The sequence below is a fragment of the Thermomonas fusca DSM 15424 genome, assembly GCF_000423885.1.
Classification (GTDB): domain Bacteria; phylum Pseudomonadota; class Gammaproteobacteria; order Xanthomonadales; family Xanthomonadaceae; genus Thermomonas; species Thermomonas fusca.
Genome location: NZ_AUIV01000005.1, coordinates 92828 through 114250, shown reverse-complemented (window position 1 = coordinate 114250; position 21423 = coordinate 92828). Strand labels below are relative to the sequence as shown.

General features: G+C 68.7%; 15 protein-coding genes and 1 riboswitch. Of the genes, 8 read left to right on the top strand and 7 right to left on the bottom strand.

Annotated features, from left to right (window positions below; all coding sequences use genetic code 11):
* Nucleotides 1-26 precede the first annotated feature (26 nt).
* The 3 genes from G582_RS0102495 (at nt 27) to G582_RS0102485 (ending at nt 4536) form a co-directional block, all read left to right on the top strand.
* On the top strand, nt 27-1988 hold the full coding sequence (locus G582_RS0102495; protein ID WP_038052517.1) for a M2 family metallopeptidase: 1962 nt from the start codon (nt 27-29) through the stop codon (nt 1986-1988).
* Nucleotides 1989-2075: 87 nt separating this feature from the next.
* On the top strand, nt 2076-3155 hold the full coding sequence (locus G582_RS0102490) for an aromatic ring-hydroxylating oxygenase subunit alpha (RefSeq protein ID WP_028838485.1): 1080 nt from the start codon (nt 2076-2078) through the stop codon (nt 3153-3155).
* A 46-nt stretch (nt 3156-3201) separates the two neighbouring features.
* Nucleotides 3202-4536 carry an amino acid permease gene (locus G582_RS0102485; RefSeq protein ID WP_083960911.1) on the top strand — a complete coding sequence of 445 codons (1335 nt, stop codon included), beginning with the start codon at nt 3202-3204 and terminating at the stop codon, nt 4534-4536.
* Here the strand turns inward: G582_RS0102485 and G582_RS0102480 are convergent.
* A complete protein-coding gene (locus G582_RS0102480; protein ID WP_248642656.1) occupies nt 4523-5710 on the bottom strand; it encodes a multidrug effflux MFS transporter in 1188 nt (395 codons plus the stop codon). The two genes, G582_RS0102485 and G582_RS0102480, sit on opposite strands and share 14 nt — an antisense overlap.
* A 253-nt stretch (nt 5711-5963) precedes the next feature.
* Nucleotides 5964-6094: riboswitch (glycine riboswitch) on the top strand.
* Between the two features lie 34 nt (nt 6095-6128).
* Between G582_RS0102480 and gcvP the strand changes: the two genes are divergently transcribed.
* Together gcvP and G582_RS0102470 are read left to right on the top strand one after the other, a co-directional pair.
* A complete protein-coding gene (gene gcvP, locus G582_RS0102475) occupies nt 6129-9038 on the top strand; it encodes an aminomethyl-transferring glycine dehydrogenase (RefSeq protein ID WP_028838482.1) in 2910 nt (969 codons plus the stop codon).
* A 252-nt stretch (nt 9039-9290) separates the two neighbouring features.
* Nucleotides 9291-12167, top strand: coding sequence for a TonB-dependent receptor domain-containing protein (locus G582_RS0102470; protein ID WP_051246496.1), 2877 nt, complete (start codon nt 9291-9293; stop codon nt 12165-12167).
* 83 nt (nt 12168-12250) lie between these two features.
* Here G582_RS0102470 and G582_RS0102465 read toward each other — a convergent pair whose 3' ends face one another.
* Together G582_RS0102465 and trhA are read right to left on the bottom strand one after the other, a co-directional pair.
* Nucleotides 12251-14908, bottom strand: a complete 2658-nt coding sequence (locus G582_RS0102465) for a M1 family metallopeptidase (protein ID WP_028838480.1) — start codon at nt 14906-14908, stop codon at nt 12251-12253.
* Between the two features lie 89 nt (nt 14909-14997).
* Nucleotides 14998-15651, bottom strand: coding sequence for a PAQR family membrane homeostasis protein TrhA (trhA, locus tag G582_RS0102460; protein WP_028838544.1), 654 nt, complete (start codon nt 15649-15651; stop codon nt 14998-15000).
* 143 nt (nt 15652-15794) lie between these two features.
* Between trhA and G582_RS15135 the strand changes: the two genes are divergently transcribed.
* Nucleotides 15795-16112: a flagellar basal body rod protein FlgC gene (locus G582_RS15135; RefSeq protein ID WP_038052576.1), complete on the top strand. Its 318-nt coding sequence runs from the start codon at nt 15795-15797 to the stop codon at nt 16110-16112.
* 66 nt (nt 16113-16178) lie between these two features.
* Here the strand turns inward: G582_RS15135 and G582_RS0102450 are convergent, their stop codons facing one another.
* Complete coding sequence (locus tag G582_RS0102450) at nt 16179-16901, bottom strand: anti-sigma factor (RefSeq protein WP_156880215.1); 723 nt, start codon at nt 16899-16901, stop codon at nt 16179-16181.
* A gap of 10 nt (nt 16902-16911) precedes the next feature.
* A complete protein-coding gene (locus tag G582_RS0102445) occupies nt 16912-17400 on the bottom strand; it encodes an RNA polymerase sigma factor (protein WP_028838478.1) in 489 nt (162 codons plus the stop codon).
* Between the two features lie 137 nt (nt 17401-17537).
* Here G582_RS0102445 and G582_RS0102440 point away from each other — a divergent pair, with 137 nt between their 5' ends.
* Both G582_RS0102440 and G582_RS15125 read left to right on the top strand, forming a co-directional pair.
* Entirely contained in the window at nt 17538-18713 is a 1176-nt protein-coding gene (locus G582_RS0102440) for a S8 family serine peptidase (protein ID WP_051246490.1), read from the top strand.
* Between the two features lie 98 nt (nt 18714-18811).
* Nucleotides 18812-19624 (top strand): hypothetical protein, encoded by an 813-nt coding sequence (locus tag G582_RS15125; protein WP_028838476.1) that lies wholly within the window; start codon nt 18812-18814, stop codon nt 19622-19624.
* Nucleotides 19625-19704: 80 nt separating this feature from the next.
* Here G582_RS15125 and G582_RS0102430 read toward each other — a convergent pair whose 3' ends face one another.
* Nucleotides 19705-20997, bottom strand: coding sequence for an adenylosuccinate synthase (locus tag G582_RS0102430; protein ID WP_028838475.1), 1293 nt, complete (start codon nt 20995-20997; stop codon nt 19705-19707).
* Between the two features lie 237 nt (nt 20998-21234).
* On the bottom strand, nt 21235-21420 hold the full coding sequence (locus G582_RS0102425) for a DUF2065 domain-containing protein (RefSeq protein ID WP_028838474.1): 186 nt from the start codon (nt 21418-21420) through the stop codon (nt 21235-21237).
* Nucleotides 21421-21423: the final 3 nt, after the last annotated feature.

Sequence of the window (21423 nt, the reverse complement as noted above, 5' to 3'; positions counted from 1 at the left end):
ATCTCCCTGCCGCCGAGGATCTCGCCGTGAAGCTTCGCCACGCCCTGCTTGCCACCGCCGTCATCGGCACCCTCGGTCTTGCTGCGTGCAAGCGCGACGCCGAGCCCACGGCGCCCGCCGCCACGCCCGCCGCGCAGCAGGGTGAAACCGCCGACCAGTTCGTCGCCCGCGTGAACGAGGAAGTGCGCAAGCTCAGCACCGAACTCAACTCCGCGCAGTGGCTGTCCAATACCTACATCAACAGCGACAGCGAGCTGGTGGCCGCCAAGGCAAACGAACGCTGGCTGGCCCAGCTCAACGTCTGGATCGAGCAGTCCAAACGCTACGACGGCCAGCAGCTGAAGCCGGAAACCGCGCGCGCGCTCAAGCTGCTGAAACTGTGGACGGCGATGCCGGCACCGCGGGACCCGAAGAAGCTGGAGGAACTGACCCAGCTGGTGACGCGGATGGAGGGGATGTACGGCGCCGGCAGCTATTGCACCGGCGAAGGCAGTAGCCGCAGCTGCCGCGACATCGGCCAGCTCAGCGAGGTGCTGGCCAAGAGCCGCGACTACGACGCCCAGCTGGATGCCTGGCAGGGCTGGCATACCGTCAGCGTGCCGATGCGCAAGGACTACGTGCGCTTCGCCGAACTGGTGAACGAAGGCGCGAAGGAAATGGGTTTCGCCGATGCCGGCGAGATGTGGCGCTCCGGCTACGACATGTCGCCGGCGGAACTGGCCAGCGAGAGCGACCGCCTGTGGGGCCAGGTCAAGCCGCTGTACGAACAGCTGCACTGCTACGCGCGCACCCGCCTGGACGCGCAGTACGGCAAGGACAAGGGCGAAGTGGCCGGTGGCCTGCTGCCCGCACACCTGATGGGCAACCTGTGGCAGCAGGACTGGAGCAACCTCTGGGACATCCTGCAGCCGTACAAGGCGGCCGGCAGCCTGGACGTGAACGCCGCGCTGGAACGCATGGCGGCCGCCGACCTTGCGCGCGAACTGGCCAAGCCCGCCGCGGCCGACGGCTCTGCCGCCGAGCGCAGCTTCATGGCACAGCGCGCCGCGCAGCTGGCCACCGCCAAGGCGATGACCGAGCGCGCGCAGGATTTCTACGTCTCGCTGGGCATGCCCAAGCTGCCGGAGAGCTACTGGCAGAAGTCGCAGTTCATCAAGCCGCTGGAGCGCGACGTGGTCTGCCACGCCAGCGCCTGGGACATGAACATGGCCGGCGACGTGCGCACCAAGATGTGCATCGTGCCCAGCGAGGAAGAGCTGACCACGATCTACCACGAGCTTGGCCACATCTATTACGACCTGGCCTACAACAAGCAGCCGCCGATCTTCCAGAACGGCGCCCATGACGGTTTCCACGAAGCCATCGGCGACACCATCGTGCTGGCGATGACGCCGCAGTACCTGGCCTCGGTGGGGCTGGTGGACGCACCGAAGCAGAGCCAGGAAGCGCTGATCAACGCGCAGATGCGGATGGCGCTGGCCAAGGTGGCCTTCCTGCCGTTCGGGCTGATGATCGACCGCTGGCGCTGGGGCGTGTTCGACGGCTCGATCCAGCCGGACGGCTACAACAAGGCGTGGTGGGAGCTGAAGGCGAAGTACCAGGGCGTCGCCCCGGCCACCGCACGCGGCGAGGACTTCTTCGACCCAGGCGCCAAATACCACGTGCCGGGCAACACCCCGTACACCCGCTACTTCCTCTCGCACATCCTGCAGTTCCAGTTCTACAAGGCGCTGTGCGACGCCTCCGGCCACAAGGGCCCACTGTACGAATGCAGCTTCTACGGCAACAAGGAAGCCGGCAAGCGCTACTGGACGATGCTGTCCAAGGGCAACAGCCAGCCGTGGCAGCAGACCATGAAGGAACTGACCGGCGGCGAGAAGATGGACGCCAGCGCGGTGCTGGAATACTTCGCCCCGCTGCAGGACTGGCTGAAACAGCAGAACGCCGGACAGACCTGCGGCTGGCAGGCCCCCGCCGCGGGCGCCTGATCCGTAGCGCCCGGGTACACGAAGAAGGCCGGCCATGCCGGTCTTTTTCATTGCCCGCGCCCGCGTGATCCGCGCAATACTGCCGGCATGGACGCCGACCTCGCCCCGCAGCCGCAAGCCACCGCCACCGCCCTGCCGGCGCGCTTCTATGCCGCGCCGGCGATGGCCGCCACCGACCGCAGCGCGATCTTCGACCGCAGCTGGCAACTGGTCGCGCACGCCTCGCAGCTGCGCGGCATAGGCGACCACGTCGTTGCCAACCTCGCCGGCCTGCCGGTGATCGCGGTGCGCGGCGGCGACGGCGCGGTGCGGGTGATGCACAACGTCTGTCGCCATCGCGCCGGCCCCATCGCGCAGTGCGACGGCCTCGCCGCGAAGGCGCTGCGCTGCCGCTATCACGGCTGGACCTACACCCTGGAAGGCCAGCTGCGTTCGGCGCCGGAAATGAAGGACGCACAGGGCTTCGATGTCGCCGACGTGCGCCTGCCGCAGCTGGCCGTGCGGATCTGGCAGGGTCTGGTGTTCGCGGCGGTCGATGCAGCAAACGCACCGGACTTCGACGCATTCGTCGCCGGCATCGACGCCCGCCTCGGCCCCGACCGCGGGCTGGAACACTACGGTGGGCACCACCGCGCCAGCTACGATATCGCCTGCAACTGGAAGGTATATGTCGACAACTACCTCGAGGGCTACCACGTCCCGTTCGTGCATCCCGGCCTGAACCGGCTGCTCGATTACCGCAGCTACCGCACCGAGCTGGCGCGCTGGCATTCGCTGCAGTGGAGTCCGCTGATCGTGTCTGATGAAAGCCCCGATCCCGCGCTGTACGGCAGCGGCGACGCGCTGTACTACTGGCTGTGGCCGAACAGCATGCTCAACATCCTGCCCGGCCGGCTGCAGACCAATACCGTGGTGCCGCTGGGCGTGGATCGCTGCCGGGTGATCTTCGACAGCTACTACGCCGATGCCGGCGACGCCGCGCGGCGCGACGCCGACCTCGCCTTCAGCGACGAAGTGCAGCACGAGGACATCGGCATCTGCGAGGACGTGCAGCGCGGCTTCGCCTCCGGCAGCTATGTGCCGGGCCGGCTGAACCCGCTGCGCGAAACCGGCGTGCACCATTTCCATGAGTTGCTGCGCGCGGCGTACCGCGCGGATGGCCTCTGATGTTTGCTCCCTCCCCTGCGTGCAGGGGAGGGTTGGGGAGGGGTAGATGGCCAACGATGAATCCCCGGCACCTGGCACCTCGCCGCCGCCGACTGCCCTGCACGTGCAGCAGGTAGAGAAAAAACCCCTCGGCCCGTGGTCGGCCACCGCGCTGGTGGTTGGCAGCATGATCGGCAGCGGCGTGTTCCTGCTGCCGGCGTCGCTGGCCTCGTACGGCGGCGTCAGCCTGCTGGGCTGGGCCATCACCCTGTCCGGCGCGCTGGCGCTGGCGCTCACCTTCGCGCGGCTGGCGATGCGTTGGCCGCAAACCGGCGGCCCCTACGCCTTCGCCCGCAACGCCTTCGGCGAAGCACCGGGGTTCATGGTGGCGTGGAGCTACTGGGTGTCAATCTGGAGCGCCAACGCGGCGATCGCGGTGGCGTTCGCGGGCAGCCTGGGCGCGCTGTTCCCGGCACTGGTGGCCACCCCGCTGCGCGCGGGCGCCTGCGCGCTGGCGGGGCTATGGCTGTGCGCCGGGATCAACCTGCTGGGGCTGCGCGAAGCGGGGCGGATGCAGATCGTGCTGACCGTGCTCAAGTTCGTGCCGCTGGCGCTGTTCGCCGGCATCGCGATCTGGTTCGTCGAGTCGGCGCAGTTCCAGCCGTTCAACCGCAGCGCGGAGTCGCTGCCGGCGGCCACCCATGCCTGCGTCGCCCTGGTGCTGTGGGCGCTGCTGGGGCTGGAGGCCGCCACCGTGCCGGCCGGCGCGATCGACGACCCGGCGCGCACCATCCCGCGCGCCACCCTGGCCGGCACCGCGCTGGCCGGCATCGCCACGGTGCTGGCAGTGACCGCGGTGATCGGCATCGTGCCGGCCGCGCAGCTGAAGGATTCCACCGCGCCGATGGCCGATGCCGCGCGGATGCTCTGGGGCGGCTGGGCCGGCATCGCCATCGCCACGGTGGCGGCGGTGTCCTGCCTCGGCGCGCTCAACGGCTGGGTGATGCTGTCGGCGCAGATCCCGTTGGCGGCCGCCCGCGATGGCCTGCTGCCGCGCGCCTTCGCCCGCCAAGACGCGCGCGGCACGCCGGTGTTCGGCATCTTCGCCAGCAGCGTGCTGGCGTCGCTGCTGGTGGCCGCCAACTTCAGCCGCTCGCTGGTGTCGCTGTTCACCTTCTCGATCCTGCTGTCCACCGCCGCCACCCTGCTGCCCTATCTCGCCGGCAGCGCCGCCTGGCTGCTGCGCGGCGAACGCAAGGGCCGCGCGGTCGCCGCCTTCGCGCTGGTCTACAGCGGCTATGCCCTGCTCGGCGCCGGCGGCGAGGCGCTGCTGTGGGGCGGTGTGCTGCTGCTGGCGGGGGTGCCGGTGTATGCGTGGATGCGCCGGGCTAGAGCTCGCTAGGTTCCATCGCCGCCGGCACCGCCGGCACCCGCAGCGCGCGGCCAGAAACGCGGTTTTCCCACCACCAGAACAGCCAGCCGGCCAGCACGAAGGCGGCCGCGCCCAGCGCCAGGTGCAGGGCGCTGTCGCTGAGCAGCGGCGACAGCAGGCCGGCGATGATCGCGTTTCCCAGCAGTCCGAAGAACGCCTGCAGCGAGGACGCGCTGCCGCGCCGGTGCGGATACATGTCGAGGATGGCGAGGGTGACGATGGGAAACACCAGCGCGATGCCGAACGCGAGCAGGCTCATCGGCAGTACCGCCCACGGCACCGCCGGCACGTCCGCCCACAGGGTGTAGCCGAGGTTGAGCGCCATCGCGGTGCCGCAGCAGGCGAAACCGATGTTCGCCAGCCGGCGGCCGTCGATGCGTCCGGCGGAACGGCCGGACATGAACGCGCCCAGCATCATTCCGCCGATCATCGGGATGAAGAACCAACCGAACTGCTGCTCGCGCAGCCCCAGCAGGTCCAGCACGAACGCCGGCGCGGAAGCGATGTACAGGAACAGTGCGCCGAAGTTGAGCGCCGCCGCCATCGACATGCGCAGGAAGCGCGGGTTGCGCGCCATCTCCAGGTAGCCGCGCAGCAGCGCCGGCGGCCGCAGCGGCAGCCGCGCCGCGGGCGGGTGGGTTTCCGGCAGCGCGCGCTGCACCGCCACGATCAGCACCAGCGCGAACGCGGCCAGGAACCAGAAGATCGCCGGCCAGCGGTGCCAGCCCAGCAGCCAGCCGCCCAGCACCGGCGCCACCGCCGGGGCGATGCCGAAGATCATCGACACCTGGCTCATCAGCCGCTGCGCATCGTCTCCGTGCAGCACGTCGCGGATCACCGCGCGCCCCACGATCAGGCCCACGCCCGCGCTCAGGCCCTGCAGCGCGCGGAACGCCAGCAGCTGCGGCAACGTGGTGGCCAGCGCGCAGCCCACCGAGGCCAGCAGGAAGACCACCAGCCCGCCCAGGATCACCCGCCGCCGCCCCAGCGCGTCCGACAGCGAGCCGTGCACCAGGCTCATCCCGGCGTAGGCCAGCAGGTAGATGCTGATGGTCTGCTGCATGGCCAGCTTGTCCGCGCCCATCTGCGCGCCGATCTGCGGGAACGCCGGGAAGATGGTGTCGATGGAGAACGGGCCGAACATCGACAGTCCACCCAGCAGCAGCGCCAAGCGGCGGAACGAAATGGATGGATTCACGATCGGGGGATGGGGAATGCCGGCGGGCAGGATAGCAGCGCGGCGGTCGCCGCCCGTCGCGGAAAAGCTGCGTTGCACGCTTGCAACTGTCGGCAACCGCTATAATCGCGCCACACGGAGGGAGAAGCGCGCGGACCTCGTCCCGCAGCGCTGCCGAAGGCGCAACCGCCCGGAATCGCTCAGGCCCAAGACCGCCGTGTGACCACACTCTGGAGAGATCGGCAGGCCATTCATCGGCGCTGCCGGCGCCGAAGGGGCAAGAAGCCGCGCGGATTCCCCTCCCCGCCCGCGCGCTTCCAAACTCTCAGGCAGAAGGACAGAGCGGGCATCCCCTTCACGCGCCCTCGCGCCCCCGGATGCCGCCATGACCCAGCCCTCGCTCCGCTCGCTCGAACACCACGACGCCTTCATCGAACGCCACATCGGCCCCAACGACGCCGAAATCTCGACGATGCTGGCCCAGCTCGGCTTCGATTCGCTGGAGGCGTTCACCGACGCCATCGTTCCTGCCAGCATCAAGTCCACCGCGCCACTGGCGCTGCCGGAGTCGATGACCGAAGTGGACGCGCTGGCGAAGATCCGCGCCATCGCCGACAAGAACCAGGTGTTCCGCAGCTTCATCGGCCAGGGCTATTACGGCACCCACGTGCCGAACGTGATCCTGCGCAACATCCTCGAGAACCCGGCCTGGTACACCGCCTACACGCCGTACCAGGCGGAGATTTCGCAGGGCCGCATGGAAGCGCTGATCAACTTCCAGACCATGGTCGCCGACCTGACCGGGATGGACATCGCCAATGCCTCGCTGCTGGACGAAGCCAGCGCGGCCGCCGAGGCGATGACCCTGGCCAAGCGCAGCGCCAAGTCGAAGTCCGACACCTTCCTGGTGGTCGGCGACACCCACCCGCAGACCATCGAAGTGCTGCAGACCCGCGCCGAGCCGCTGGGCCTGAAGGTGAATGTGGTGCGCGGTACCGACGCGGTGCACGCCGCGATCGCCGCAGGCGACTACTTCGGCGTGCTGGCGCAATACCCGGCCTCCAGCGGCTGGGTCGCCGACTGGGAGAAGGATGCGGAGGCCATCCACGCGCACAACGCGCTGTTCGTGGTCGCCACCGACCTGCTGGCCCTGACCCTGCTGAAGTCGCCGGGCGAGATGGGCGCCGACATCGTGATCGGCAACACCCAGCGCTTCGGCGTGCCGTTCGGCTTCGGCGGCCCGCACGCCGCGTTCATGGCCTGCCGCGACGCCTTCAAGCGCAGCATGCCGGGCCGCCTGATCGGCGTGTCCATCGATGCCGACGGCAACCCGGCCTACCGCCTCACCCTGCAGACCCGCGAGCAGCACATCCGCCGCGAGAAGGCGACCTCCAACATCTGCACCGCGCAGGTGCTGCTGGCGGTGATGGCAGCGATGTACGCCGTCTACCACGGCCCCGATGGCCTCAAGCGCATCGCCAGCCGGGTGGCGCGCTACACCGCCATCCTCGCCGCCGGCCTGCGTGAACTCGGCCACGCCAGCGTCCACGCCAGCGCCTTCGACACCCTGTGCATCGACGCCGGCGACCAGTCCGCCGCGCTGGTCGAGCGCGCGCGCGCGCACCGCGCCAACCTGCGCGTGCGCGGCAACGGCTCGATCTGCATCTCGCTGGACGAAACCACCACCCGCGCCGACCTGGAACTGCTGTGGCGCATCTTCGGTGGCGACGACGCCAGGCTGCCGTCGGTCGACGCGCTGGATGCCAGCGCGCCGTCACTGATCCCGGCGGAACTGGCGCGCAGCAGCGCGTTCATGACCCACCCGGTGTTCAACACCCACCACAGCGAGCACGAACTGCTGCGCTACCTGCGCACGCTGGCGGACAAGGACCTGGCGATGGATCGCACCATGATCCCGCTGGGCAGCTGCACGATGAAGCTCAACGCCACCGCCGAGATGATCCCGATCACCTGGCCGGAGTTCGGCAACATCCATCCGCTGGTGCCGGCCGAACAGGCGCAGGGCTACAAGGAACTGATCGCCGGGCTGGAAGCGATGCTGGTGGAAGCCACCGGCTACGACGCGGTCAGCCTGCAGCCCAATTCCGGCGCGCAGGGCGAATACGCCGGCCTGCTGGCGATCCGCGCCTACCATGCATCGCGCGGCGAGAGCCATCGCAACATCTGCCTGATCCCGGAATCAGCGCACGGCACCAACCCGGCGTCCGCCAACATGTGCGGGATGAAGGTGGTGGTCACCAAGTGCGACGCCAACGGCAACGTCGATGTGGAAGACATCCGCGTGCAGGCCGAGAAGCATTCGGCCAACCTTGCCGCGCTGATGATCACCTACCCGTCCACCCACGGCGTGTTCGAGGAAGACGTGGTGGAAATCTGCGAAATCATCCACCAGCACGGTGGTCAGGTGTACACCGACGGCGCCAACATGAACGCGCTGGTCGGCTTGGCCAAGCCGGGCAAGTGGGGCTCCGACGTGTCCCACCTCAACCTGCACAAGACCTTCTGCATCCCGCACGGCGGCGGCGGCCCCGGCGTCGGCCCTTGCGCGGTGCGCTCGCACCTGGCGCCGTTCCTGCCCAAGGCGTTCGGCGAGCAGGGCATCCGTACCGAAGGTAGCGGCGGCGGCGCGATGGTGTCGGCGGCCAGCTTCGGCAGCGCCAGCATCCTGCCGATCAGCTGGATGTACATCGCGATGATGGGCCGCGACGGCCTGCGCAAGGCCACCCAGGTGGCGATGCTCAACGCCAACTACATCGCCAGGCGCTTGGCCCCGCACTTCCCCACCCTGTACACCGGCCGCAACGGGCTGGTGGCGCACGAATGCATCCTCGACCTGCGCCCGCTGGAGAAGCAGTCCGGCATCAGCGCCGAGGACGTGGCCAAGCGCCTGATCGACTTCGGTTTCCACGCCCCGACCCTGAGCTTCCCGGTCGCCGGCACGCTGATGGTGGAACCCACCGAGTCCGAATCGCAGCACGAGCTGGATCGCTTCATCGACGCGATGATCCAGATCCGCGCCGAGATCCAGGACGTGATCGACGGCAAGCTGGACCGCTTGGATAACCCGCTCAAGCACGCGCCGCATACGGCGGTGCGCGTGTCGGCCAGCGAATGGGCCCACGCCTACCCGCGCGAGCTGGCCGCGTTCCCGCTGCCGGTGCTCAAGCAGGTCAAGTACTGGCCGCCGGTGGCGCGCGTGGACAACGTGCACGGCGACAAGAACGTGATGTGCGCCTGCATCCCGGTGGATGCGTACAAGGACGAAGACGCGTAACCGTCGCCGCGATGTGATGACGTGCAACAGGCCCCGCCATGCGGGGCCTGTTGCGTTTCCGGCCCCGCGAGCGGGGCGACCGGCGCCGCGCGGGTTTATTCCCGTCCGGCGCCGGGGCCGCAAGACCTATTCCAACGCCAGTCGATCCCGACTAGATTGGGGGCCGGCCCCGTCTTCCGCAGCCGCGAAGCACGGGGATCGCATGCAGCCGCGCTTCGGCGCTGCCACGACAATCACCTGGGGAGGGATTTGATGAACACATGTGCGAAGCCCGGCAAACGCCGCCTCTGCATCGCCCTGCTGGCCGCGCTGGCGCTGCCGGCGATGGCCCAGCAGGCTGACGGCAAGCAGCCCGCTGACAGCAAGGTCAGGACACTGGACCGCTTGACCGTCACCGGTTCGCGCATCCAGCGCACCGATATAGAGGCGGCGCTTCCCATTACCGTCATCCAGCGCGCCGAAATCGACGCGCAGGGCATCACCTCGGCCGAGCAGCTGTTGCAACAGCTGAATGTCGCCAGCAGCGGTCCGGATAATCTTGCGGCCAACAGCGGCGTTGCCCCGCCCGGCACCCGCGGCAACAACGGCGTGTCCGGCGCCAACCTGCGCGGCCAGGGTGCCGATGCAACCCTGGTCCTGCTCAATGGCCGGCGCGTCGCCGCCCACGGGCTGGCCGGACAGGTGGTGGACCTGAACTCGATCCCGTTCGCCGCCATCGAGCGAGTGGAAGTGCTGCGCGATGGCGCATCCGCCGTCTACGGCACCGATGCCATCGGCGGCGTGATCAACTTCATCACCCGTCGCAACTATCAGGGCTACACCCTCAGCGCCGGCGCGGATGTCACCCAGCAGGGCGGTGGCGAGATCTATCACGCCAGCCTGCTTGGCGGTTGGGGCGATCTGGACACCGACCATTGGAATGTCTGGGCGGCACTCAACGTCAAGCGAAACAATATCCTGCGCGGCAACCAGCGCGACTTCGCCAACAGCTTCCAGGCCGATCGTGGCCTCTCCCCTGACACCCGCGGCACGCCGTTCGCCAACGTGGTCAGCGGCACCGGCAGCCTGATTGGCAGCGGCTTGCGGGACCCCGACAGCAATCTCACCAAGACCACCATCAGCGTCCTCGACCTGCCTGGCGGCGCGGGCTGCGAAGCCGGCGGCGACATGATGGGGCCCTACGACGACAAGGTCTGGTCAAGCCCCGGTGCGAGCTTCGGCTGCGCATGGGACTACGGTCGCGCCCGCACCATCCAGCAGCCGGTGGATACCGTGCAGGGCATCGGACGCGCCACTTTCAGGATCAGCGACAACCATGAATTCTTCGCCGAGTTCATGGGCTCGAAGGTCAGCTCCACCCGGCGATTCGAAGCCCAACAGATCAGCTCCAGCGTCAATGCCAGCGCCACCCAGTTGGACGCCTACGAGCTGAATGCCACGACCCAAGCCACCTACGACGCGATCTATAACCAGCTTCACGATTACTTCGGTGACCAGGCCAACCTTGCCTACGGCAAGCCGATCACCTACCGCTGGCGCTGCTACGCCTGCGGCCCGCGTCAGCTGGAAACCACCACCAAGGCCTACCGCCTGCTGTTCGGGCTGAACGGGGTCGTCGGCCGATGGGATTACGACATCGGCCTGTCGCGCGCGGAAAGCCGCGCCCAGACCGCGTTGGCCGGGGGCTACTACTACACGCCGCAACTCAAGGCCGCCCTCAAGAGCGGCCTGCTGAACCCGTTCCTGATGCCGGGCCAGGAGCAGTCACAAGCCGCCTACGACGCGCTTGCCGCGGCCGACGCCAGCGGCCTGCTGCTGTACAAGGGCGTATCCACCACGACCACCCTTGATGCCAGTTTCAGCGGTGGCCTGGGCTTCAAGCTGTGGGGCGAGGAGGAGGTGAAGGCAGCGGTCGGCTTCGACCTGCGCCGCGAGGAGTACGAGTTCAGCGGTCCGTCCGACTGGTCGCGCGGGAATGCCTTCGTGTTCGGCGCGCCCGGAGACGCTTCCAATTACATGTCGCCCAAGACCCGTAATGTCAAAGCACTGTTCACCGAGCTCAATCTGCCGGTGATGGACAGCCTGGAAGTGAATCTGGCGGTGCGGCACGACCGCTACGACGGCTTCGGTGGCACCACCAACCCGAAGTATTCGTTCAAATGGCAGCCGATCGACTGGCTGGTGTTCCGCGGCGCCTACAGCACCGGGTTCAAGGTGCCGGATTTCGCCAAGCTGTTCCGCGGAATCACTGAAACCCAGTACACCGGCCTGGACCTTGCCGATCCGGCAACATGCCCGAACGGCCGCTACAACCCCGACGTTGCCAATTGCAACGTGCAGATCCGCCCCGACATCGTCACCGGCGGCAACCCCAACCTGAAGCCGGAAGAAGCCAAGCAGCGCAGCCTCGGCATCGTCATCGCCCCCAACGCCAACTTCAACGTCAGCGTGGACTGGTGGGAGATCGAACGCATCAACACCATCCGCAGTGGCTTCAACCTCAGCACCATGACCGCGAACTACCCGCTGTACGCGGCCAACTTCATCCGCGACAGCAGCGGCGCCATCATCCAGATCGACCAGCGCTACATCAACACCGGCGGCACCCTGACCAGCGGCATCGAACTGGACGCCAACCTGCGCGGGGAACTGGCTGGCGGCGCTTGGAACATCCACCTCAACGGCAACTATCTGGATACGTTCAAGACCAAGAGCTTCGACAGCTTGCCCTACAGCGACAACCTGGTCGGCGAATACGAGCGCTACTTCAATCTGCCGATCAAGTGGAAGCACACCCTCGGGTTCGGCTGGCAGAAGGGCGACTGGTCGCACCTGCTGACCCAGATTCATCGCGGCGGGTACAAGGACTGGCAGCCACCGGGCGTTGCCAACGGCTACGTGCCAGCCAACTACAGCCGCGACGTGGACAGCTACACGCTGTACAACTACAGCGTCAGCTGGGCCGGCATCGACAAGATGAAGCTGACCTTCGGCGTGCGCAACCTGCTGAACACCGACCCGCCATTCACCCTTCGCTACCTGGACGACGGCGACGGTGCCGGCTGGGAAGCGCGCGTAGCCGATCCGCGAGGGCGTTCGTTCAATCTGCTGGCGGAATACCGCTTCTGATCAGCCATCGCCGCACGCCGTAAAAACGAGAGGCCCCGCATCGCGGGGCCTCTTCGTTTCACTTCGGGCAGATATCGCAGCGGTCAGACGCCCTGCTGCTTCAACCACGCATCGACCTGCGGCAACCGCTGCTGGCGCAGCTTGACCCGGGTCTGGATGCCGTTGACCACGCGCTCGGCATCGCGACGCGAGGTGGGCGCGATATGCGCTTCGGCGAAGGCGTTGATCTTCTCCACCATCGACAGGTCGGTGGCGCTGCTGCCCAGCCCCGGATAGAAGCGCGCACGCGAAGTGGAGTCGACCAGCTTGTCCACCTGCTCGCGGTGGGCAGCGGCGAAGTCGAAGGCCAGCTCCGGATGCTCCCACGACACCGCGGAGATCATCCCAGCGCCGTTGGTGGCACCCGGCTCGTCGGTCAGCGTCATGTCCAGCGCGCGCTGCGCCAGCGCCTTGTCCTTGGCCCGCGCCAGCAGGCCGTAGTACTGGTCGCGCAGCATTGAGGACTTCTCCTGCCGCGCCAGCGCGTGCAGCCGCTCCCAGGTGGCGACGTCGGCATTGCGCGCCACCATGCCCAGCACGGTGCGGCGCAGGTCCGGCGACAGCGAGGCGGGATCGGCCAGGAACGCGTCGAAGCGCCGGCGCGCCTCCACCAGCACCGCGGCATCGCCCAGTCCGCCCAGGGTCGAAATCAGGGTGTTGCGCAGCTGCCGGGTGGCCGCAGAGTCGCCGGCGCGGTTGTCCCAGCCAAGCTGGGCGAACTTCGGTGCCAACCGCTTGATCGCGAAGGCATGGATCGCGTCCTGCCGCTTGGCATCACCCTTGAACAGATCATCCAGCCCGCCCACCGAGCCGGCCACCATCTGCCACAGCTCCGGCGCGGCATCGGCCGGTACCTGCATGGCCAGGTCCAGGCTGTCGGATTCCGGCTGCAGGCCGACCGCGGCCAGCGCGCCGGTATCCAGCATCAGGCCCATCTGGTCGACCACCGGCAGCCCGGCGAAGCCGCTGCGCAGCGCCTTGAACTGGGCCGGTGCGTACAACGTGCGGAAGTAGCCTTTCTGGCCGGCGTTCACCAGCGCCAGCGTGTCGCAGCCAGGCAGGGTCACGCTGGCCTTGCCGTCCACCAGCACGCGCACCGCCTTGCCATCGCCGCCGCGCACGTTGACCGGCACCCGCCAGCGCAGCGGCGTCTTGTCCGGGCGGTCCACGGTGTATTCGCCCTGCTCCAGCTGCACGCGGGTGCTGCCATCGACACAGGCGCTGCTCGCCTTGATCAGCGGCACGCCCGGCTGCAGGGTGAAGTCATGCGCGACCGCGGCGAACTGCTTGCCCGGCGCGGCCTGCTCGATCTCGGCCCACAAGTCGTCGGTCACCGCGTTGCCATAGGCGTGCTTGCCGATGTAGCTGCGCACGCCGTTGCGCCACGCAGTCTCGCCCACGTAGTCCTCCAGCATCGAAATCACCGCAGAACCCTTGCCGTAGGTGATGCCGTCGAAGGCCTGGCTGGCCTGCTCCACCGTGGCCACGTGCTGCACCACCGGATGGGTGGTGGCGAACGCATCCTGGCCCATCGCGCCGCGGCTGGTGAAGGCCGCATCGACGCTGTCGGTGTCCCACTCGGGATGCAGCTTGCGGGTGGTGCGGCCTTCCATCCAGGTGGCGAAACCTTCGTTGAGCCACAGATCGTCCCACCACGCCATCGTCACCAGGTTGCCGAACCACTGGTGGGCGATCTCGTGTGCGGCGGTGCTGAACACACGCTGCTGGTCGGAGACGTTGGAGATCGCCGGGTCGAGCAGCAGCGAGGATTCGAAGGTGAAGATCGCACCCCAGTTCTCCATCGCGCTGAAGAACTGGCTGCGGCCCGGCGCGGCGATGTTGTCCAGCTTCGGCAGCGGATACTTCACCCCGAAGTAGTCGTTGAACTCGCGCAGCGCGTCGCGGCTGGCCTCCAGCGCAAAGCGCGCCTGTTCCGCCTTGCCCTTCTGCGCGATCACGCCGATTTCCACCCCGTTGTCAGCAAGGGTGGCGCGATCGAACTCGCCCATCGACAGGAACAGCAGGTAGGTGGACATCTTCGGCGACGGCTTGAACAGGGTCAGCGTGCGCCCATCACCAAGACCGTGGGTACTGGCCACCGGCATGTTGCTGACCACCATCTGCGCGGACGGCGCGGTCACCGCCAGCCGGAACGTGGCCTTGTGCGCCGGCTCGTCCCAGGACGGGATGAAGCGGCGCGCATCGGAGTTCTCGAACTGGGTGTAGAGCGCGCGCTTCTTGCCGGCGTCGGTGGGATAGTCCAGCGCGAACAGGCCGTTGGCCTGGGTGCCGATCTTGCCGCTGTATTCGATCGCCAGCAGGTAGCTGCCCACCGGCAACGTCTGGTCGAAGCTGAAGGTCGCGGTCTGCGCCGCGGCATCGACACGGGTCTTGGGCACCAGCGCCTTGCCGTTGGCGCGCTCCAGCCGGACCGTACCGAATTCGAGGTCGGCCGCGTTCAGGGTGATGCTGCGGGTGGGTGCCAGCACATCGACATTGATCCGCACCTTGCCGTCGAACGCCATGCGCTCCGCATGCGGTTCGACCTCGATGTCGTAGTTGCTCGGTCGGACATCGCGCGGCAGCTGCGTCGTCACCGCCGCAGGCGCCGCGGCGGGTGCGGCAGCGGCGGGCTGCGCGAGCGCGGCGTTGCCGGCGCCGGCCAAGGCCAGCGCGATGGCGGTTGTCAGGATGCGACGCATGGACTACCTCGGGGATGGATGCGAAGCCCCGATCATCCGGCCTGCGCCCGGCGGCGCACACCGCCGGAAGTCATGCGCGCCGCTCGCGGTTACAGCAAGTGCAGCATCACCGCGACGTAATGGCAGACGCTGCCGGCAATCACGAAACCATGCCAGATCGCATGCGACCAGCGCAGCTGCGGGCGCATGTAGAAGAACGTGCCGACGGTATAGGCAACGCCGCCGGCCAGCAGCCACAGCAACGAATCCATGCCCAGCGCGTGCAGCATGGGTTTTGCGGCCAGCACGATCAGCCAGCCCATGCCGATGTAGATCAATGTCGACAGGCGCTTGAAGCGGCCGGTGTAGAACAGCTTGAACACCACCCCGGCCAGCGCCAGCGTCCAGATCGTGCCGAACAGCCACCAGCCGGTGGGGCCGCGCAGGCCGACCAAGGTGAACGGCGTGTAGGTGCCGGCGATCAGCAGGTAGATCGCGCAGTGGTCGAACACTTTCAGCCGGCCCTTCAGGACCGGATGCGAGATCGCGTGGTACAGGGTGGAGGCGGTGTAGAGCAGCAGCAGGGCGACGCCGAAAACGATCGCGCCGGCCAGCTGCCAGCCATCGCCGAACAGTGCCACCAGCGTGATCAGCACCGCACTGCCAGCCAGCGATGCGGCGGCGCCGACCCCGTGGGTCAACGCGTTGGCCAGCTCCTCGCCGTGATGCGGAACGACGCTGGAATGGCTCTGAGCATATTGCATTGCAGCAGGATACCTCGCTGCCGGCGCCTGTGGGTGAAGCCGGCCCGGCCCGCCGGCAGCGGCCGGAAACCGGACGGGGTTCGCCGTTTTCGCGCCAATGGCAGCGTAAAGTGGGCCGCGCTTATCCTGCAAAGCTGCCCGCCATGACCATTTCCGGCGTTTCATCGAATATCGCCGCCTCCGGCATGCACGCGGCGACGCAGCGGATGCAGGCTGCGGCCAGCAATACCGCCAACCGCGAAACCACCGGTTTCCAGCGCCGCGAAGTGGTGCAGTCGGAAGCGCCGGATGGCGGCGTGCAGGCGCGCATCGTGCGCACCGACGCAAGCAACGGCACCGCCTCCGCGGAGGTGTCCGACGTCGTCGATGCCCGCCAGGCTGCCCATGACTTCGCCGCCAGCACCGCCGCCTTCCGCGCCCGTGAGGACGCACTGGGCACGCTGCTCGACGCGTTCGCCTGAGAACGACGACCATCGCGATTCGATGCACCTGCCGGTGCGCCCGGGTGCCAACGGGCGCGGCTTAGGTCACGGCAGGCGCCACCCGGAAGCAACGACCGCCCGCTCGCGCTCGGCATCAAGCGCTTCACCCTTGATGCGTGCATCGATCGCAGCCAGCACTTCCGGTGCCGTCCCGGCCCCCGCTTGCCGCAGCTCGCCCGCGTTGGCCGCCGCCTGCACCAGCAGCTCCACGCGCCATTGCCCGTCTTCGCGGCATGCGAGCCCCTGCCAGCCGCCGTCGACGCCGTCGAAGCTGCGACACCAGCGCCCATCGTGGTCGCGGAAGGTCAGGCCCATGCGCACGCCGTCCACCGGCATCGCGGACATCGACCGGTCGAGCACGTTGGCAAATCCGCCGCGCGCGACCAGCGCCCCACCCTCGCGCACCCACGGCGCGCTGCCGTCGTGGCGAAACGCCAGCGCCGCCGCGACCAGCGCCAGCGATGCGGCAAGCGCATAGGCCGACGCACGCCAGCGCGCCGCGCGCCGCTCGGTGCGTCGGGCGAGGGGCGCAGGTGCAGACGCGTCCACCAGCCTGCGCAGCGGCTCCGGCACCGGCTCGCCCAGTACGCCATCGAAAGCGTCCCGCAGCCGCTCACGCATGCGCTGATCACGCCTGATCGCCGCGTCCAGCGCGGGATCGAGCAGGCGCGCCGCCTCGATGCGCGCGCGCACGTCCGCATCCGCCTCGCCATCCAGGTAGGACTGCAGCGCTTCGGCATCGTTGCTGTTCATGGATGTTGGTTGCATCACTGAATCCTCATTCATCCCCGAGCCAGTCGCGCAGCGCTGCGCGCGCGCGCGACAGGCGGCTCGTGACCGTGCCCTCGGGCACACCCAGCACGCGTGCGGCTTCGCCATAACGCATGCCTTCCACCAGCACCAGCGCCACCACTTCGCGCTGCTCCGGCGGCAACCTCGCCATCGCCTCGGCTACCGACAGCGCTTCGAGGTGGCGCTCGACGCCCGCCTCGCCCACCGAAAGTCCGGCTTGCTCGTGGACGAAGATCGCCTGCTTGCGCGCACGCGCCCGCAGTTCGTCCAGCCAGGCATTGCGCAGGATGCCGAACACCCACGCGTCCACCCTCCCTTCCGGTCGCCACTGCTCCACACGCGCAAGTGCGCGCTCCAACGCCAGCTGCACCAAGTCGTCCGCATCCGCGGCATTACCCGCCAGCGCGCGCGCCATGCGGCGCAGACGGGGCAACAACGCGGGCAGCGCTTCGCGGACGGTTTCGCGATGGCTCATGCCTACATGGGATCCTACGAACGTGAGCACGGTTTCCATCCGCCGCGCGCACGGGTCGCTCAGCGGCGGTGCAGGAGCGGATGCTAGCATCCGGCCGCATCCACTCCAGCCGGTGCCGCATGCGTTGTCACTTGCCCATGGTTGCATGCCTGCTGTTCGCACTCGCGCCGATCCTGCCCGCGCGCGCGCAGGTGCTGCCTGGCGGCATGCCGGCACTGCCACGGGTGCCGGCAAGCGCGCCGATCGACACGCTCGACGGGGCGCTCTCCGATCCGGCCGGCGACGTGCTGGGCACGGTTCGGATCTATCGCCAGCAGGCCGAGGCGCTGCTCCGGGAAGCGCGTCCGCAGGTGGCGCGCGCGCCGGATGGCGCGATCATGCGACGCGCCGAGTACCTGGCGCTGGACATCGACACTGCCGACCTTGACGCGATCCGCGCTGCCGGTTTCCGGATAGTGCGCGAGGACCGCGACGACGAACTTGGACTGTCGATCTCGCTGTTGCGCGACAGTCGCGACCGCAGTCCCGGCCGCGCGCTGCGCGCGCTGCGCGCGGCCCTGCCCGGCCGAACCATCGAACCCCACCACCTGTTCCTGCCTGCCGGCGGCCCCGCCAGCCAAGCCCACGAGTCGGCATCCGCCGATGCAGGACTACGCGTCGGGCTTGTCGATGGCGGCGTGGACGCCACGGCTCCCGCACTGGCACGCACCCGCATCGTGTCGCATGGTTGCGATGGCCGCAGCCTCCCGCAGCCGCACGGCACCCGGGTGGCGATGCGCCTGGTCGCAGGCGCGCCCGCCACGCTGCTGGCCGCCGACCTGTGGTGCGGCCAGCGCGTGGGAGGCGACACGCTCGCACTGGTCGAGGCACTGCGCTGGATGGCGCAGCAACGCGTGGCGGTGATCAACATCAGTCTGGTCGGACCGGACAACACCGCGCTGCGACGGACGGTAGAAGCGCTGCTCGCACGTGGACAGGTGATTGTCGCGGCGGCCGGCAACGACGGGCCGGCTGCACCACCGCGCTTTCCTGCGGGCTACCCCGGGGTGGTTGCGGTTGCCGCCGTCAACGCCCGCGGCGGGCTGTTGCCGGAGTCGGCGGTGGGCAAGCACGTCAGCGTCTGTGCGGACGGCGTGGTGGATGCGCGCACGCGCGGTACGTCCTTCGCGGCGCCGGTGGTGGCGCACATCCTCGCGGGTGTCTGGACCGCGCCGGCCCCCGGGCACAGCGCAGAGGCCATGCGTGTGCTCGCGCGCGCGGCACGCCCGGCACGCACGTCCCGCTGCGGGCTGGGGATCATCGCGCCAACCTGAACGGATTCCATCCGCGTTGCGACGCGCGGGATGGATCCGGCATTCCCGGTCGTTCTGTCCTTACACGCGGACCCACCGCGGATGAAAGGAGAACTCCGATGCGCAAGACCCCTCTCACCCTGGTCGCACTCGCCGCCTTCGCCTGCGTGGCCCCTGCCCACGCTCAGGTACTGGGTGGCCGCGGCGACCTCACCGGCGGCCTCGGCGGCGCCATCGACGGCACTGGCGGCATGATCGGCGGCAACTTCTCCGGCAACAGCCGCATCGACGGCCGGTTGCCTGCAGCGAACGCCATCGACCGCCTCGAAACCGCCCGCGAACGCGCCGCCCGCCGCGCGCGGGCCAGCGGCAATGCCATCGCCGGCGCAACCAATGATGCCGTGGCACGCGGCAAACGCGCCGCAGAGGCCAGCGCCAGCCGCGCGACCAGCCAAGGCGAGCGCGGCATGGCACTGGCCGGTACGCTCGCGGGCGCGGCCCAGGGCACGCTGCAGGGCAACGATGCCACCACGCCGGCGCCAGCTGGCACGCAGCCGCACGCGCCCGGCCTGGATGTCGCGGGCACCGGCCATGGCGCCGCCAGCGCGGTGCTGGGACGCGGCGCGCAGGAAGACGCGAACGCCGATCCCGGCAGGTCCGACAACGCCCCCGCGCGTCGCCCGCTGTTGCCCAGCGTGGATGCCGATGGTTCGGCTGAGGGCAGCGCCTCGGCTTCGGCCTCGCGTGAATCCGGTGTCAGCGCTTCCACCGGCGGCACTGCAAACGGCTCGGCGCGCCTGAAGCGCGACAAGGCCAACGGGTCCGGCGAAACCGCCGCGGCGACCTCCGCGAACCAGGCGCCGGCACCCACCGCGGAACCGCGTCCGGCCACGGCCAAGCGCGACCGCAAACAGGTCGATGACCCCCGCTGAGCCCGCATACGGCGCCCCCGCCCGCAACGACGAAGCCCCGCGCAAGCGGGGCTTCGTCCTGGTACCGCGGCTGCCGGGGCTCAGGCGAACGGGTCGCGCAGCACCATGGTGTGGTCGCGGTCCGGGCCGGTGCTGACGATGCTGATCGGGCAACCGGCCAGCTCTTCCAGCGCGCGCAGGTAGGCGCGTGCCGCAACCGGCAGCTTGTCCCATTCGGTGACGCCGTGGGTGTTCTCACTCCAGCCCGGAAACTCCAGGTACACCGGGGTGATTTCTTCCCAGCCCTGGGCATCCAGCGGCGCGTACTCCGTGCGCTTGCCACGGTACTCGTAGGCAATGCACATCTTCAGCTTCTCCATGCCGTCCAGCACGTCGAGCTTGGTGATGCACAGGCCGGAAATGCCGTTGATCGCCACCGCGCGCTTCAGCGCCACGATGTCCATCCAGCCGCAGCGACGCGGGCGACCGGTCGACGCGCCATATTCGGCGCCGCGGTCGCGGATGCCCTGACCCACTTCATCGTCCAGTTCGGTCGGGAACGGGCCGCCGCCGACGCGCGTCGCGTACGCCTTGGCGATGCCCAGCACGTAGTCGATCGCATCCGCACCCACGCCGGCACCGGCCAGCGCACCGCCGACGGTGGTGTTCGACGAAGTGACGTAGGGATAGGTGCCGTGGTCGATGTCCAGCAGCGCGCCCTGCGCGCCCTCGAACAGCACCCGCTTGCCCTGCTTGCGCAGCTCATGGCAGATCCCGGCCACGTCCGACTTCATCGGCTCGACGTATTCGCCGAAGGCCAGCGCCTCGGCATAGACGGTGTCGAAATCCACCGCCTCCACGCCCAGATACTTGGTCAGCACGAAGTTGTGGTAATCCAGCGCGGCGCGGAGCTTTTCGGCCAGCTGCTCGGGATAGTGCAGGTCGGCGATGCGGATGCCGCGGCGCGCCACCTTGTCCTCGTAGGCCGGGCCGATGCCGCGGCCGGTGGTGCCGATGGCCTTGCCGCCGGCGGCCTTCTCGCGGGCCTGATCCAGCGCGATGTGGTACGGCATGATCAGCGGCGCGGCCGGCGAGATCTTCAGGCGGCTGCGCACGTCGACGCCGGCGGATTCGAGTTCCTCGATCTCCTTGCGCAGCGCGGCCGGCGAGATCACCACGCCATTGCCGATCAGGCACAGCGCGCCGTCGCGCAGGATGCCCGACGGGATCAGGTGCAGCACCGTCTTCTTGCCGTTGATGACCAGGGTGTGGCCGGCGTTGTGGCCGCCCTGGAAACGCACCACCGCACCGATGTCCTCGGTCAGCAGGTCAACGATCTTGCCCTTGCCCTCATCGCCCCACTGGGCGCCCAACACCACGACCGACTGGCCCATGGCCGCAACTCCTTGTTTTCTGGCGGCCATCGGGGCCGCTGGATGGGTGTGCCGGCAAGCCTGCCACCGTTTGCGAGCTGCCATCGGGGCGGCCCGCGGCGGCGGGAACGCCAGACACGGAAAAAGCCGAGGCGAACCCCGGCTTTTGCGCATTCTACCCGCTTCCGCAACCGGCCGCGAACTTGGCTGATGGCTGCGTTCAGCCCGCTGCCCGACAGTGCGGGCGATCGGAAAGCCTTAGCCGCGCACCAGCCACAGCGACAGCAGCCCCAGTATCAGCACGACGCCGCCGATCCGGCGCACGTGTTCGTCGGGCAGGTTCAGCAGCTGCGCCGCGGCGCGCTTCCACGCACCGGGGGCGGCAAACAGGAACAGGCCTTCGATGACCGCCACCAGGCACAGCGCCGCCCACAGCTCAGCCACGGC

Coding starts and splice junctions, on each gene's coding strand:
- G582_RS0102490 (WP_028838485.1), top strand. CDS start 2,076: ATGGACGCCGACCTCGCCCCGCAGCCGCAAGCCACCGCCACCGCCCTG.
- G582_RS0102485 (WP_083960911.1), top strand. CDS start 3,202: ATGGCCAACGATGAATCCCCGGCACCTGGCACCTCGCCGCCGCCGACT.
- G582_RS0102480 (WP_248642656.1), bottom strand. CDS start 5,710: ATGTTCGGCCCGTTCTCCATCGACACCATCTTCCCGGCGTTCCCGCAG.
- gcvP (WP_028838482.1), top strand. CDS start 6,129: ATGACCCAGCCCTCGCTCCGCTCGCTCGAACACCACGACGCCTTCATC.
- G582_RS0102470 (WP_051246496.1), top strand. CDS start 9,291: ATGAACACATGTGCGAAGCCCGGCAAACGCCGCCTCTGCATCGCCCTG.
- G582_RS0102465 (WP_028838480.1), bottom strand. CDS start 14,908: ATGCGTCGCATCCTGACAACCGCCATCGCGCTGGCCTTGGCCGGCGCC.
- trhA (WP_028838544.1), bottom strand. CDS start 15,651: ATGCAATATGCTCAGAGCCATTCCAGCGTCGTTCCGCATCACGGCGAG.
- G582_RS15135 (WP_038052576.1), top strand. CDS start 15,795: ATGACCATTTCCGGCGTTTCATCGAATATCGCCGCCTCCGGCATGCAC.
- G582_RS0102450 (WP_156880215.1), bottom strand. CDS start 16,901: ATGCAACCAACATCCATGAACAGCAACGATGCCGAAGCGCTGCAGTCC.
- G582_RS0102445 (WP_028838478.1), bottom strand. CDS start 17,400: ATGAGCCATCGCGAAACCGTCCGCGAAGCGCTGCCCGCGTTGTTGCCC.
- G582_RS0102440 (WP_051246490.1), top strand. CDS start 17,538: ATGGTTGCATGCCTGCTGTTCGCACTCGCGCCGATCCTGCCCGCGCGC.
- G582_RS15125 (WP_028838476.1), top strand. CDS start 18,812: ATGCGCAAGACCCCTCTCACCCTGGTCGCACTCGCCGCCTTCGCCTGC.
- G582_RS0102430 (WP_028838475.1), bottom strand. CDS start 20,997: ATGGGCCAGTCGGTCGTGGTGTTGGGCGCCCAGTGGGGCGATGAGGGC.